14 protein-coding genes are annotated in these 14,776 nt (G+C 54.6%); 9 read left to right on the top strand and 5 right to left on the bottom strand.

Going from position 1 to position 14,776, the window contains the following annotated elements:
• Nucleotides 1-109: 109 nt before the first annotated feature.
• The gene (locus H8B14_RS03560; RefSeq protein WP_187314207.1) at nucleotides 110-541 is read left to right on the top strand and encodes a hypothetical protein; all 432 of its coding nucleotides are present in this window, start codon (nucleotides 110-112) and stop codon (nucleotides 539-541) included.
• Nucleotides 542-664: 123 nt separating this feature from the next.
• On the opposite strand, the gene H8B14_RS03555 is transcribed toward H8B14_RS03560, so the two are convergent.
• Together H8B14_RS03555 and H8B14_RS03550 are read right to left on the bottom strand one after the other, a co-directional pair.
• The gene (locus H8B14_RS03555; protein WP_187314206.1) at nucleotides 665-1,435 is read right to left on the bottom strand and encodes a TerC family protein; all 771 of its coding nucleotides are present in this window, start codon (nucleotides 1,433-1,435) and stop codon (nucleotides 665-667) included.
• A 104-nt stretch (nucleotides 1,436-1,539) separates the two neighbouring features.
• Nucleotides 1,540-2,037 carry a YajQ family cyclic di-GMP-binding protein gene (locus H8B14_RS03550; RefSeq protein WP_187314205.1) on the bottom strand — a complete coding sequence of 166 codons (498 nt, stop codon included), beginning with the start codon at nucleotides 2,035-2,037 and terminating at the stop codon, nucleotides 1,540-1,542.
• A 159-nt stretch (nucleotides 2,038-2,196) separates the two neighbouring features.
• Between H8B14_RS03550 and H8B14_RS03545 the strand changes: the two genes are divergently transcribed.
• Complete coding sequence (locus tag H8B14_RS03545; RefSeq protein ID WP_187314204.1) at nucleotides 2,197-2,667, top strand: GNAT family N-acetyltransferase; 471 nt, start codon at nucleotides 2,197-2,199, stop codon at nucleotides 2,665-2,667.
• 84 nt (nucleotides 2,668-2,751) lie between these two features.
• Nucleotides 2,752-3,234: a PaaI family thioesterase gene (locus tag H8B14_RS03540; protein ID WP_187314203.1), complete on the top strand. Its 483-nt coding sequence runs from the start codon at nucleotides 2,752-2,754 to the stop codon at nucleotides 3,232-3,234.
• A gap of 162 nt (nucleotides 3,235-3,396) precedes the next feature.
• Here H8B14_RS03540 and H8B14_RS03535 read toward each other — a convergent pair whose 3' ends face one another.
• From H8B14_RS03535 to H8B14_RS03525, 3 genes are all read right to left on the bottom strand, one after another.
• Nucleotides 3,397-4,404, bottom strand: a complete 1,008-nt coding sequence (locus tag H8B14_RS03535; RefSeq protein ID WP_187314202.1) for an NYN domain-containing protein — start codon at nucleotides 4,402-4,404, stop codon at nucleotides 3,397-3,399.
• Between the two features lie 711 nt (nucleotides 4,405-5,115).
• Nucleotides 5,116-5,856: a metal-dependent hydrolase gene (locus tag H8B14_RS03530; protein ID WP_187314201.1), complete on the bottom strand. Its 741-nt coding sequence runs from the start codon at nucleotides 5,854-5,856 to the stop codon at nucleotides 5,116-5,118.
• Between the two features lie 208 nt (nucleotides 5,857-6,064).
• Complete coding sequence (locus tag H8B14_RS03525) at nucleotides 6,065-6,280, bottom strand: hypothetical protein (RefSeq protein ID WP_187314200.1); 216 nt, start codon at nucleotides 6,278-6,280, stop codon at nucleotides 6,065-6,067.
• Nucleotides 6,281-6,566: 286 nt separating this feature from the next.
• On the opposite strand from H8B14_RS03525, the gene mfd reads away from it, so the two are divergent.
• From mfd to H8B14_RS03495, 6 genes are all read left to right on the top strand, one after another.
• Nucleotides 6,567-10,085 carry a transcription-repair coupling factor gene (gene mfd / locus H8B14_RS03520; RefSeq protein WP_410054452.1) on the top strand — a complete coding sequence of 1,173 codons (3,519 nt, stop codon included), beginning with the start codon at nucleotides 6,567-6,569 and terminating at the stop codon, nucleotides 10,083-10,085.
• 143 nt (nucleotides 10,086-10,228) lie between these two features.
• Complete coding sequence (locus H8B14_RS03515; RefSeq protein WP_187314199.1) at nucleotides 10,229-11,089, top strand: zinc ribbon domain-containing protein; 861 nt, start codon at nucleotides 10,229-10,231, stop codon at nucleotides 11,087-11,089.
• 34 nt (nucleotides 11,090-11,123) lie between these two features.
• Nucleotides 11,124-11,438 carry a hypothetical protein gene (locus H8B14_RS03510; protein WP_187314198.1) on the top strand — a complete coding sequence of 105 codons (315 nt, stop codon included), beginning with the start codon at nucleotides 11,124-11,126 and terminating at the stop codon, nucleotides 11,436-11,438.
• 13 nt (nucleotides 11,439-11,451) lie between these two features.
• A complete protein-coding gene (locus H8B14_RS03505) occupies nucleotides 11,452-12,222 on the top strand; it encodes a hypothetical protein (protein WP_187314197.1) in 771 nt (256 codons plus the stop codon).
• Between the two features lie 552 nt (nucleotides 12,223-12,774).
• Nucleotides 12,775-13,956 (top strand): M50 family metallopeptidase, encoded by a 1,182-nt coding sequence (locus tag H8B14_RS03500; protein WP_187314196.1) that lies wholly within the window; start codon nucleotides 12,775-12,777, stop codon nucleotides 13,954-13,956.
• 262 nt (nucleotides 13,957-14,218) lie between these two features.
• A complete protein-coding gene (locus tag H8B14_RS03495) occupies nucleotides 14,219-14,719 on the top strand; it encodes a hypothetical protein (RefSeq protein ID WP_187314195.1) in 501 nt (166 codons plus the stop codon).
• Nucleotides 14,720-14,776 lie beyond the last annotated feature (57 nt).

The following is a 14,776-nucleotide window of genomic DNA, read 5'->3' as shown; positions in this document are numbered from 1 at the left end:
CGCTCTGGCGGTGGTTGGTGCTGCCTGATGCACCAGGCAAAAAACCCGTCCGACAGCTAGTCGGGCGGGTTTTTTGTTGCTGTTCTTCACCTATTCGTATTTTCCCCTTATGCCCTCTGATTCCTCGTCTTTCTTGCGGCCCGATGCGGCGCTACTGGCTTTGCGCCCCCAGTTGCCGCAGGTGCTACCCGCTTCCGGCAACGCCACCCCCGCTGACTTCCTGCATCACACGTTGCGCCCGCTGCTGAAGCTGCAAAACGACGTGCTGTTGGCTGTGGTAGCTGATTTTGTATGTGACCATCATATTCCGCTGGCAGCGGCTTCGGCCACCGAGCAGGAGCGGTTGCTGGCCGAATTGCTGACGCGCAATACCAAGTTGCGCTACACCATTATCGGCGTAGTAGGTGGCCTGTTTACAGCTGCCGAGCTAGCCCATTACCGCCAGCATCGGCCCGAACTGAACCGTCGCCTGCTGGAACTGGCTATCCGCCGCGTGCAGGACCAAGCCGCTACGGTAGCTGAGCTGAGTGCTGCTACATGAGCACCCACTACACCGTATTGGGCCTGCCATACACCTGTATCTACTGCTTCGTAGCTAACCCACAACAAAACGGCCCGCAGCAGATGCTGCGAGCCGTTTTGCATATGTGCTCTTATGCCAGCGTTAGTCGAATTGGGAGTCGCGCAGATGAACCGGCGTGCTTTTCTTGCGCAGGCGCATATTGAGTACTTCCACAATCAGGGAGAAGAACATGGCGAAGTAGATGTAGCCTTTCTCGATTTCCTTATGGAAGGCTTCCATCACCAGCATCACCCCAATCATAATCAGGAAGGAGAGGGCCAGCATCTTGATGGTAGGGTTGCGGTTTACAAAATCGGCCACTACGCCCGAGAAAACCAACATCACGGCCATGGACAGAATCACGGCCAGAATCATAATCAGCACGTTATCCACGAGACCCACGGCCGTCAGGATGGAGTCGAAGCTGAACACAATATCAATGACGATGATCTGCAGGATGATGCTGCGCATAGTGGCGCCTCCTTTGCCATCCACGTTTTCTTCCTCTTCACCCTGCAGCTTGGTGTGAATTTCGGTGGTGCTCTTACCAATCAGGAACAAGCCACCGGCCAGCAGAATCAGGTCACGGCCTGAAACCCCAAACGGCTCCGCCATCCACGGTAAATCAAGCGTAAAGAGGGCCGCCTTCAACCCCACAATCCAGCTGATGCTCATCAGCAAGCCAATGCGGCACAGCAGCGCCAGTAGCAGCCCAATGCTTCGGCCCCGCTTCTGCTGCGCCGCCGGCAGCCGGTTTACTACAATGGAAATAAAAATGATGTTGTCGATACCCAGAACGATTTCCATGAACGTCAGCGTCAGGAGGCTGATCCAGGTTTGCGGGCTGGAAAAAACTGAAAAGTCGAAATTCATATTCAACTACTAAGTGAAAAGGGAGAGGCAACTTGGAGCTGTAAGCATACAGAAGCAACTCGCGCTGCTATGCTCTCAACTCCTGGTCGGGGATTTTTCCGCAACTAGGATTTCATGTTCACAAACTGCAGCGGCTGGCCAATGTCGGCGGAGCGCTGGCGCAGCAGTGCAATAACGCCCTGCAGTTCGTCGATTTTTTTGGCCGTCACGCGCATTTGGTCGTCCTGCATCTGCACGTCCACTTTCAGCTTGGCATCCTTGATGGCCTTGCTGATTTTGCGGCCTACCTCTTTGTCGAGGCCCGCGCGCACCTTGATGGTTTTCTTGATCAGCTGGCCACTGGCTTGCTCTTCAGCCGAAAAGTCGAGGGCCGTGCCATCGATGCCCTGCTTCACTACCCGGCCCAGCAGAATGTCTTCCAGAGCCTTCACGCGCATCGAGTTTTCAGAGCTGAGCTGAATGGTGTTTTCCTTCTTGTTCAGCTCGATGCCGCCTTTGGTGTCGCGGAGGTCGTAGCGGGTTTGCAGTTCTTTCTGTGCCGTATTCACGGCGTTTTCCAGCGTTTGAGGGTCTACTTTGCTGACGATATCGAAGGAGGCCATGAGGAGAAGAAATGAAGGGAATGAAAGGCAGTACGCTAAACCGGCGCAGCAGTTGGCACAACGGCTAAGGCAGGCCGCAAAGGTAGGAAGGTAAGGCAGATAGACAGGCTGCTGTTTTTCAGTATCCTTGCAGTTATTCCTGCCCCTGAGCCCGCCACTATGCCTCTCCTGACACCGCAAAGCCCTGCCGAATGGGTGGCGTATTACCGCCTACGCTACGAAGTGCTTCGCCAGCCCTGGCAGCAGCCCGAAGGCTCAGAACGAGTCCCGGAAGACAGTTGGCCTTCTACCATACATGCATTGTATACAGACGCCACCGGCCAGGCAGTGGGCGTAGCCATGCTGCAAGCAGCCGACCCAGGCGTGGGGCAGGTGCGCTTTATGGCGGTAGCTCCTTCGTGCCAGGGGCAGGGCATTGGTAAGCAGCTTCTGCAGCACCTGGAAGCTGCTGCCCGGCAGCGAGGCTACCACCGCCTGGTGCTGCATGCCCGCGAGACAGCCGTGCCTTTCTACGAGCAGCTCGGCTACACAGTGCAGGCCCCATCGCACACGCTATTTGGCGTCGTCGCGCATTTTCTGATGGCAAAAGACCTGTATGTTTCGACCTCCCAGGCAATCAGCGCAAGCTAAAGCAACAACCGCACGGCGTGAGTAAGCAGTGTATATTGCCCGGCATGCCGCCTGGTTGGGCCGCTGCTTATTCCGCCACCATTCATGGATCAACTTCCCGACGTAGCCACGCTTGTGGCCATCTACAACCAAATAAATGCCTACGGCCGTACCAACGGCATGGAACTGACTGTGCACAGCCCCGGCGACGCAGAGTACCGCATGATCGTCCGCGACGAGCACCTGTCGTCGCCGGGCACCTGCCATGGCGGCGTACTGGCCGGGCTGATGGACGCAGCCCTGGGAGCTGCCGCTTTGTCGCTGGCTTTCACGGCCGGCGAGCTGGTTTCGACGGTGGAGTTTAAAATCAACTACCTGCATCCGGTGCGGCTGCACGATGCGCTGGTAGCTCGGGCCCGCGTGGAGCATGCCGGCAAAACACTGCTGGTCAGCAGCGCAACCATCGAATGCCCAAACCGCGACGGTGGCGTGGTGGTTGCACGCGGCATGGGCACCTTTAACCGCTACCCCGCCGACAAGCGCGACTTTCACCGCCTGCTTTTTCCTGATGCTGAGCCCCAGGAGTGAAGTAGTGCTTGGTAGTGAGTAGCTGGTAGTGGATATTAGATTCCATTACTCATTACCAGCTACTCACTACCAAGCGCCAGTAAACGCAGAAAGCCGCCAGCCTACTCGTATGAGCAGCTGGCGGCTTTTATGCGCTAAACGGCGCTGGTATCAGGAAGAGGCTTACAGATGCTCCGACGAATCAGCCGACTCGTGCTCGGAGTGCTCGTCGTCGTACTCGTCGCCCTCTTCCATAGCAGGAGCGGCTACTTTGCGTACGTTGCGGGCGCAGTCTTCGTCGCGGTGGTTGCGGCCCACCGTGAATTCCACCCAATCACCTTCGCGCAACTCGTTGAAGTCACCCTCGGCCATATCAGCGTAGCTGAAGAACAGGTTGTTGGGCGGCATCACCACAAAACCAAATCCGTTCTTCAGGTTCTTGATGGTGCTGATGCCAATCGTGCCGACCGGGCCAGCGGCAGTAGGGCCGGTTGGACGCACGGGTTTCGCAACGGCCGGGTAGGGCGTTGGCTCCGGCGTGTTCACAAACATCGTTTCAATCAGTTCGTCGGCATCGGCCAAACCCTGGTCGATGATTTCGTGCATCTGTACCGGATAGGTAGCCTGCTCCAGCAGGTGCTGCGAGGCGCGCGTTACACGCGCTTCGCCCTTGAAATCGACGTACTTGAAGTCCCAATTCAGCAGCATTACCCGCGTGCCAATGGTATTGAGCTTCTTAATCAGGGGCACGTAGTCAGAGTCGCCGGCAATAAGCACGACTACGTCGTAGCTTTTGTGCAGTGCCAGCTCCAACGCCTCCAGGCTAAGCCACACGTCAATGCCTTTTTCCTGCAGACGGCCGTCGCGCGTTTTTAGGGGCATGTAGTGCGTGGCAATGCCCATATTCATCAGAATATCGTCGAGCAGCCGGTCATGGAACAGACGGTCCTTGTCGCGTGCTTCCGTTGCCGACAGACGGCCGCGGAAGAAATGTGCGTCGATAATGCGGCTTAGGCGCACGTCTACGTCTTCTTCCTCGGCTACCTGGTGGCGGATGAACTCGTGCAGGCCTTCCAGGCTGATCCGAGCCTTACGGTCGTGCTGGAAATAGTAGTAATCACTGATCTTCAAAAAATAATTGCCGTCATAAAAGACGCCGACCCTAATCAGAGGGCTATTAATCTGGTTCATACAAAAAGGGTTGAAAAGGTAAGTAAAAAGGTGTGTGTGGGGGTAAGGGGGCAGTTAACTAGTTTCAGCTACAGCCACTGCTGGCATAGACTGATGTCAAAGATACGATACCCACTGCTTTAGCTGCCTGCATGATAGACTATATTCGGTACCTGCCAGGGATTACAAGCTGAACTGGAAGCAATGCCAGTTGAAGCTAAGGTAACCTGCGGTACTAGTGCCTGATCTGCCGGACAGCTCCACTGCTCCCCAATACTTCATGCTTCCTATATCGGGCCGCAGCAGAGGCGGGCTTCCAATAGTATTCGCAAGAAAACAGCTGTAATATTAAATAAAATATATTTTACATAAGCCTATCATTGAACGTATGATCATATATTCAAAGTGCAGTTTGGTGCTGCTCTACTAAAAGTGCGCATTACCCAGTGAAGTTATACTGCGTAACCATCTGAACGGCAAATGAGCCGCCGGTTAAGTACGTTGCCAGAGGCAATAGGCTGCAAATTATAGATTTTTAAATGAAAATAGCATGAGCTTTTTTCGGGGTTGAACCGTGAATCTAGATTTAGAAGTTTGTTTGTAAGCGAGTTGCAGCTCAAATCTGCCGCCAGACTCGCGTGCCGTTATTGCACCGGCACAGTTGCCACGCACCGAGCGGGATAAAGCGGGCAGTGAAAACGTGTGTAAGTATGTATATACAGTGTTTTATCGTTAAAATTCAATTCGGCTGGCAACTAGTCCTACTACCAGTACGGCATAGCCGACACAGATGGCCACCTCCAGCATATTGCCGCTGGCCGAGCCGGTTCGAATCAGCGGAAGCTTAAACGAAGTGTCCAGCAGCGGCATCAGCCATTTCACCCCGGCTTTCGTGAGCGTGTCGGCCAGCAAGTGCGATACGTAACCGCCGCCGGCGTACAGGGCCACGCCGCGCCAGCCCAGGCTTTGGTTGGCCAAATGACCGATGTAGGTCCAGAGGATGGCTGCCCAGATGGTGTGAGTCCAGGAGCGGTGATTAGTGAAAGGGGCCACGGCCACAAAGCAGCCCAGCATACTCAGCCACAAAAACTCAGTGTAGAGGCCTGCCACCACAGTGCACAGGCCCGTGAACAGCAGCGCCAGCCGCCGGGTGGAGTCGCCTTGCATGGCCGCGCCAATGAGCCCAAAGGCCAGCGCCGCTGTAAAGCCCATGCGCCGGTCGGGTCCGATGGGCAGCTGGAAGTGTGTGTAAGCCGCCAGGAGCAGTGCCACCCCCACAAATGCCCAGCGCACATACTGCTGCGCAAAGCCCAGCCGCTTGCTTAGGCGCGAGCTGGGGTGGTCGAGGTCGGGGGCGAGGGCCGAAAAGCCAGCCAGCGCAATACCGGCCGGAGAGAAGGGGATACCGGGCACGAGGCCTGCTACGGCAACGCCGGTAATGAGGCCAATGGCCAGGTGAGATGAGCCGCGCAAAGAGAATAGGCTATGAAGAGGCGAGAAACTGGCTGCAAAGCTGTAACAATAGTACGGGCCCCGTTATACCCGCTGCACAGCGGAAAGTTGGCTTCAAGGATAGGAGCAGCCAGGCCTGCCTGTGTTGATAACCAGTGCCAGACTTACAGCTTACGATAGACAAGGCACACCCTGGCTTGTCGGCTGCGGTGGTATGCCATACGCACTGCTACCACTTGCCGGCGCTGCCTTTCAGATTACTGCGCATGTCCTGCATTTGCGTTTCCAGCAGTGCCAGTCCACGCCGGAAAGCGTCGGTGGCTTCGGCCTGGGCCTGTTCGGGCAGTGGGCCTTGTTCCTGCACCTGCTGGCGCACTTGCCGCAAATGGTGTAACAGATTGTCCCACTCGTCTCCTCTCTCTTGTTCGTGCTGCGTATCTGCCATTGCCCTATGCCCCCCCGGGCTACTTAGCTGCATGAACTGGTAAGGTACGGCAACTGGTCCTAAGTCCGGCGGAAACTTTACACGCCGTGCGGCGGTATTGAGTAGCGCACCTAACCGCAGGCCAACCGTCATTGCCGAGCGTAGCGAGGAATCCGGGTTTATCCTTGTAATGGGTACCTCAGATTCCTCGCTACGCCCGGAATGACAACCCGCCGTACGCAATGCCCGACCGGAGTTGACTTCGGCCGGGCTTCTACCTTTGCCTCCTCCCTAGCCGAACTCCGTTTTGAAGGTCACCGATTTACTGAAGCTCTACGCCCTCGACCCCACCGGCATGACGCTGGGCGCGCGCCTGAACCCGGCCACCCGCCACTCGCTGAAGCCCGCCGACAAGGCCGAAGCGCCTGTGCGCCTGCATCTGAAGGGCCTTGTGGGCTCCCAGGATGCCGTGCTGGCCGCCTCCGTGCACCAGGAGTACCCCGACCAGCACCACCTGTTCGTCTTGCACGACCGGGACGAGGCCGCCTACTTCCTGGCCGACCTCCAGCACCTGCTGCCTGAAGAGGAGCCGCTGCTGTTCCCGACGTCTTACAAACGGCCCTACAGCTTCGATGAGACGGAAAACGCCAATGTGCTGATGCGGGCCGAGGTGCTGAACAAGTTGAACTCGCACCGTGGCCCCAAAACCACCGCCGAGCAGGCTGCCGACGACGCAGCCGACTCCACCGGAACCAAGGACAAAAAGCGCGGCAAGGCCAGCGCCAAGGAAACGGCCGGCGTGCTCATCGTCACCTACCCCGAGGCGCTGTTCGAGAAGGTTATCAATAAGAAAAGCCTCGTGGCCAACACGTTTCTGGTGAAGGTGGGCGACAAGCTGGACGTGAACTTCGTGAGCGACATGCTGGCCGAGTACGACTTCGAGCGGAGCGACTTTGTGTACGAGGCCGGCCAGTTTGCCGTGCGCGGCGGCATTGTGGACATCTTCTCGTACGCCAACGAGCTGCCCTACCGCATCGAGCTGTTCGGGGATGAGGTGGAGACGATTCGGACGTTTGACCCTGAAACGCAGCTGTCGGTGGAGAAGCGGCAGCAGGTGAGCATCATCCCGAACGTGCAGACCAAGCTGCTGCAGGAGACGCGGGAGGCGTTTCTGGAGTTTATTCCGAAGAACACCGCCGTGTGGGCCAAGGACGTGCGCCAGACCCTGGACGTGGTGGACGAGTACTTCGATAAGGCCGAGGCGGGCTTTCAGGAGCTGCTGGCCGTGGCGGGCGGCACCCAGGTGGTGAGCAAGCCGGCCGATTTGTTTGAGTCGGCCAAGACGCTGCGCAAGCTGCTGGAAGGGTTTGCGGTGGTGGAGTTCGGCAAACGGTTCCACTTCAAGACCGGCGCGGAGGAGTTCCAGTTCAGCGCCAAGCCCCAGCCCAGCTTCGGCAAGGACTTCAATCGCATCGTCAAGAACCTGCACGACAACCAGGCCAAGGGCTACACCAACATCATTGCCGCCGAGCAGGTACGCCAAGCCGACCGCCTGCGCACCATCTTCGACGAGCTGGACAACAACGTGCAGTTCCAGCACCTGCTGCTGGGGCTGCGCGAAGGGTTCATCGACGAGACGCTGCGCCTCGTCGTCTACACCGACCACCAGCTGTTCGAGCGGTTCTACCGGGCCCAGGAAACCCGGAAGTTCTCCAAGAAAAAGGCCCTCACGCTCAAGGAGCTACGTACCCTGGTGCCCGGCGACTACGTGGTACACCAGGACTACGGCATTGCTCGCTTTGCCGGCCTCACGCAGGTGGAAATCAACGACCGGCTGCAGGAAGCCATCCGGCTGGTGTACCGCGACGACGACGTGCTGACGGTGAGCATCCACGCCCTGCACAAGATTGCCAAGTACAGCGGCAGCGAGGGCACGCCGCCCACCATGAGCAAGCTGGGCTCGCCGGAGTGGGAAAACAAGAAGAAGTCGGTTAAGAAAAAGGTGAAGGACATTGCGGCCGAGCTAATCCGGCTGTACGCCAAGCGCAAAACCGCGCCCGGCCACGCCTTCGCCCACGACTCGTTTATGCAGGCCGAGTTGGAATCCTCCTTCATTTACGAGGACACCCCCGACCAGGCCAAGGCCACCGAGGACGTGAAGCGCGACATGGAGCTGCCCCACCCCATGGACCGCCTGGTGTGCGGCGACGTGGGCTTCGGCAAGACGGAAGTGGCCATCCGGGCCGCCTTCAAGTCGGTGGCCGATGGCAAGCAGGTGGCCGTGCTGGTGCCCACCACCATCCTGGCCATGCAGCACTACAAAACCTTCCGGGAGCGGCTTGGCAACCTGCCCGTGACGGTGGAGTACGTCAACCGCTTCAAGAGCACCAAGCAGATCAAGGAAACCCTGGGCCGGGTGGCCGAGGGCAAAACCGACATCCTCATCGGCACCCACCGCCTCACCAACAAGGACGTGCAATTCAAGGACCTGGGCCTGCTGGTGATTGATGAGGAGCAGAAGTTCGGGGTGAAAACCAAGGACAAGCTCAAGGAAATCAAGGTCAACGTGGACACGCTCACGCTCTCGGCCACGCCCATTCCGCGCACCCTGCACTTCTCGCTGATGGGGGCCCGCGACCTGAGCGTGATTGCCACGCCCCCGCCCAACCGCCAGCCGGTGCAAACGGAGCTGCACGTCTACGATGAGCTGCTGATCCGCGACGCCGTTTCCCGCGAGCTGAAGCGGGGCGGGCAGGTGTTTTTCGTGCACAACCGCGTCAAGGACATCGAGGAGCAGGCCAGCATGATTCTGCGCCTCGTGCCCGATGCCCGTGTGACCTACGTGCACGGCCAGATGGACGGCGACCTGCTGGAAAAGCGCATGATGAAGTTCGTGGACGGCGACTACGACGTGCTGGTGGCCACCACCCTCATCGAGTCGGGCCTCGACATTGCCAACGCCAACACCATCCTCATCAACCGCGCCCACATGCACGGCCTCTCCGACCTGCACCAGATGCGGGGCCGCGTGGGCCGCTCCAACAAAAAGGCTTACTGCTACCTGCTCACGCCCCCGGTGGCCGGCCTGCCCTCCGACGCCCGCAAGCGCCTGAGCACCCTGGAGGAATTCTCGGACCTGGGCGCGGGCTTCAACGTGGCCATGCGCGACCTGGACATCCGGGGCGCGGGCAACCTGCTGGGCGGCGAGCAGTCGGGCTTCATCAACGACCTGGGCTTCGAAACCTACCACCAGATTCTCGACGAGGCGGTGCAGGAGCTCAAGGAAACCGAGTTCCGCGACCTGTTCCTTGGCGACCCCACCCAGCGCCTCCAGCAGGCCGCCGGCACCAGCGGCCCCAAGGAGTGCAACATCGAAACCGACCTGCAGGTGCTCATTCCGGACCGCTACGTGAGCAGCGTCTCGGAGCGCCTGCAACTATACAGCAAGCTCGATCGGGCCAAAAACGCCGAGGAGCTGCGCAAGCTGCTCACCGGCATCGTGGACCGCTTCGGACCGCTGCCCCAGGAGGTGGAACAGCTCGCCGACATCGTGCGCCTGCGCTGGCTGGCCTGCCAGACCGGGTTCGAGAAGCTCACGCTCAAGAAGAACCTGCTCAAAGGATTCATCCCGGCCACCAACAACGAGCCCTACTTCCAGGGCGCCACCTTCGGCAACATCCTCAGCTACGTGCAGACCCACCCGCGCTCGGCATCCATGAAGGAGCGCAAAGAACAGCTCATCATCTCCTTTGAAGACGTGAAAAGCGTCCAGGCCGCCAAGCGGATTCTAAGCGAGCTGGGGAGTGAGGAAACGGTGGGGGTGTAGGTCATTGTGAACTTATTTAAAGCCAAAAAGGCAACTCTTGGCAGGAGTTGCCTTTTTGGCTTTAAATAAGTTATTGTATAAAAACTTTGCTATGTTTGACATTGCGCTTTGATCATTCTATCACCGTTACTTACAACAAAAGAATGGATTACATCGAATGCCCTTTCTGCCCTACTCAGTTACCTACTAAAGCTCATTTCTGCTCACAATGTGGCAGCAGTGTGAGGTGTGTAGGATGCAAGGAGCCACTAGAGAAGGATGCTAAAGCATGTATATACTGTGGAACTAAAATAGAAAGCCAAGTTGATAGCACAGAAGCTATTCCTCTTAATCACAATGTTTTTGAATTCGACGAAGGCCCAAGACACAGAAGATTTAAGGCTGTATTTTCTGATGAGGTAGGAAATAATTTAGGGCATGCTTTAGGAATAGTTTTAGCAGGCCGTAGCCTTAATATACCACGTGCAAATAGCAAAAAATCCAGTTCAGATTTCGAGGCACAAGGTAGTTTGTTTAATAATAACATTTCACAAACAGAAGATATCATAAACAAACTTCCATCTATACAAGAAGATGTTAAAGCAGAAGATGTAACTAATGCCGAACATCCAATAAGAAATATATTCTCCATTATAAATGGCGAGATAATTCTAAGCGAAACAAGGCTAAAAGCTAAAGGCAAATTAGACTTTGCTCAGAGACTTACATATCTACTGCTATCATACTATAAATTAAACAAATCAGATCAGGTTGCAAAGGCAGATTTAGTATCATTTCTAACTAAGCTCAATATTCATGACAGCCATTGGGGTTCATGGATAAAAGGAAATAATAAGGATTTTTATCATAGCCAAGACGACAATATTAGCCTTATCAAACCTGGTAATGACTTGACATCTATTTTTCTAAAGGAGGTACTAGACGATTCAATTGAAAATACTTGGGATTTAAATAATGCCGCGAGAAACAAAAAAAGAATCTACTTCAGATTCGAACAAGATTAGAAAGAATACAGCGGATTATAAGTTGATATCAGACTTGGATCTTTACCCCAAAGACAAAGTAATTCTGAGTGATTTTTTCCAACAGCATAAGTCATTATCTGCATACGACAGAAATTTAATATTTACTTATTACATGCAAGAGATTTTGAAGCATGATGAAATAAGTGTCGATCATATATTTACCTGCTATCGAACGTTAAAAGATCTAATACCTAAGACTCCTGAAGCACTTGTTCAAAGCTTATCTGAGACTATAAATGTGAAAGGCTATTTGATAAAGGAGGGTAATAATTATAAGCTAACAACAGCAGGCATTAATCATTTGGAACAAAAGCTTAAATTCAAATAATAGCAAACACTGTATGGTAATTGAGGAATACATAAAGAGTATAGATCAATTTTACACTCTTTATGCAAGCGACCAAGTAGATTTTTTTGCTTACTTTCTACATGTATCTAACAGTGCGGCTGGCTTTATGCCGAGAGACATTCAAAAATGTTTTGAGTGCTTGAGGTTAAGACCACACTCCAGTATTGGCACTTATCTTACTAGGAACACTGCGAAGACAGCAAAACAAGCGCTAACCTCTAAGTACATTAGAACAAAGACAAATTATCAAATAAGCAGAAATTTTGAAGAAAAAATTTCTGCTAAAATTGGCAATAACACTCCTAAAGCAGTAGCAAATAAGGATATAAGAGAGCTATTGAGTAGCCTCGACAATGAAATGGAAAGTGACTTCTTCGAAGAAGCTGTTAAGTGCTTTGAAGTACAGGCATACAGAGCAGCTATTATTATGACTTGGACGTTAGGTGTTGACCATATGCAAAAATGTATATTAAAAAATAAACTAACTGAATTCAACGATATTCTTTCTCAAAGCACAGATAAATTTATAAAAATAAGAAAAGTAAATACTAAAGATGATTTTAGTGAAATTCCAGAAGGTAAATTTTTAGATATGTGTCGTTCAGCGAATATCATTACACATGATATTAAAAAGATATTAGATGCAAAATTAGGAATCAGAAACTCTGCTGCTCATCCATCTGCAATAAAAATAATAGAAACAAAAGCAATTGATTTTATTGAAGATATAATACTAAATATAGTCAAGAAATACAGTATTTAGTCCTGCCGACGAGAACCTGAAACATTCCCTTAGCTATAACAATTGGATTGTACATCATCTAATGCAACGCAGCAAGTCGGGACCACACCATTTACCCCACTCGCTCAAAGCCACCCGCATCCTTATCAATACTCCCGCATATGGACAGTCGCGCCGCTGCTGAAGCCTCTGCGGCGGGCTGAGGGCGTTGCGACACCGTTACCAGCGGATGCCACCCGGTTAGCACGGCTCGTCAGCCCGCCACTAGGCGTTGTCACCTGGGCAGCGGCCCTTGTCACGGGGGCAGCATACTTGCCGCCCTGCTTAGCGGGTGCCGCCCGCCACCGCCTCATCTGTCCGGCCAAAGGAGTTGACTGGTGATGCCGTGGCCAGTTGCCGCTGCCGGGTCACCAGTTGGCGCAGGAGTCTGTTTTGGACTTCAGCCAAGGTGGGCAGTACATTGCTGCTGCTATGCTGCTGGTTGGCAGTTGTTAGATAAAGTTTTATATGCGTGTAGAGTCGTCTTCTTGGGCAACGCAGCGGGTTTGGAGCTATGTGGTGTCGTTTGCTGTCATGTATTGTATTTTGCAGTGGCTACCCGACTGGTTTGTAGCAGTATCCCACGAAATACAGCGGGCCGGACTAACGGGGTTTGATGCCTTGCTGCCGTTTACTGTTATAGTGCCGGCCTTGGTGCTGAGCATAACGGTGCATGAGTTCGGGCATTGGGTGGCAGGCCACTTCATGGGCTACTACTGCTTGATATATAGTGTGCTATGGCTGCGAGTGGAGCGGCACGGCAGCAAATGGCGCGCCCGGCTGGCCCGAACCCGAAATAATGCTTGGGGCTTTGTTGTCTCGGTGCCTTCCCGCTTCCACCGGTTTCGGCTGCGCCACAGCATCTTTCTAAGCGCGGGCCCGTTACTCAACCTCCTGACTGGCGGCGTGGCACTCCTGGTCAGCGAAAAAATGAAACTGATTTACCTGCTCAGCCAGGGTGTCTCTCTGCCAGTATTTATGCTGGGGCTGTTGCTGGGTAGCTTTGGGTGCATCTCGGTGTGTCTGGGCGTGATGAACCTGCTGCCGCTCACCCTCACCACCGATGGCGCCAAAATACTGCAGCTCTTACTCCGGACCCCGGCTGCGGCACGCAGTTACGCGCTTCTCCGGATTCATGATGCCACCTATCAAGGCCAGCGGCCCCGCGACTGGAATCCGGCATGGCTGCCGAAGCTGCTGGGCAGCACCACGAACACGGAAGCAGACTGCCTGGCGCACCTATACGCTTACAGCTACTACTTCGACGTGCATGACCTGACGCAGGGGCGTTTTCACCTGAATGCGGCACTGGACTGTAAGCATATTGCCTCGGCTCCTGTTCAGCAACTCTTGTTTTGCCAGGCGGCATACGTTGCAGGCGTCCACAACGCTGTTGCCGCCGATGCGCAGCATTGGCTGACGCGTGCCGAACAAATACAGCCATTGCCGCCGGAGGATTCTTATTTCGTGCGGGCCGCTGTGGCGTTCAGTCTGCACCACGATGAGCAGGCCCTGCACCTACTGGCGCTAGCCGAAGCCAAAGCAGCCCTCATGACCGAAGCCGGCAGTAGGGAATACACTCAGGACTGCATTGCTGATATTCGCCGGCGCATTGCCGAACGGCACACCGCGTCTGCGGCAGAGCCAGCTTATCCAGCCGTTTCCCAGTCGGCTTCACCTGAAGCTGAGCCGCACCTGACGGCGCACAGCAGGTAGCCATGCACTACTAAACCAACTGCAGACCGGCCGCGACGGTATCGTGCAGCGCACGAACTCCGTGGATATACCGTGGCCGTTGGAACTGATGAACACCATTCGCGGCATTAGGTAGTGCCGCTCCACGTCGCGCAGGGTGCGGTGATTTTTGATGCGCAGTGAGGTAGGGGTACTTACTGCATTTTCTATGATGGTATTCAACTCAAGAGTATTTGTTCAGTAATCAATTTCTTCGCGGAAGTAAGCCCATCTATCCTGACTTATGCCAATTCAGCTGTCACGTATCAACTGGCGTTTACTGTTCCTGCACTTTCTATCCATATCCTTATTCATCCTTGGTGCGCGGCAGCTGGCATTGATTCCCTATGCCGAGCTATTGACACTATATGAACGAGGAGGAATGCGGGCCCTAGAGAACTCGCCCCAGGTGTTCAGGGCAACAGATATAGGCGGACTGATTGCCGCGCCTTTATATGCATGGTTCCTGGCTATTCTGGGTGGGTGCATGCTGTCGGCCCTGGTGGTATGGCACAGGCGGGAAAGCAAGCTGCTTCCCGTTGCGCTGTTTGTACTTGCCATACTCACCTCCCGGACGCATTGCTATGAAATCGAGGTCGTCAAAAGTGGCTTGGCATATCTTCGGTCGCCATTTGAAGTGTGGCCGCTGGCTACCCGCTTGGGTATTGTCGGCTCTGTATTGTTGCTAGTAGGATGCCTGCCGTTCCTGTTTACCTGGCGGCGGCCGGTACCAGAACTGAACTGATATAAGCACTCCAACCTCACCAGTGTAGTGACGCGTATTCGCGTCGCGTCGTCCGCG

Source organism: Hymenobacter puniceus (assembly GCF_014333525.1).
Taxonomy (GTDB): domain Bacteria; phylum Bacteroidota; class Bacteroidia; order Cytophagales; family Hymenobacteraceae; genus Hymenobacter.
This window is presented reverse-complemented; position numbering and strand designations above follow the sequence as displayed.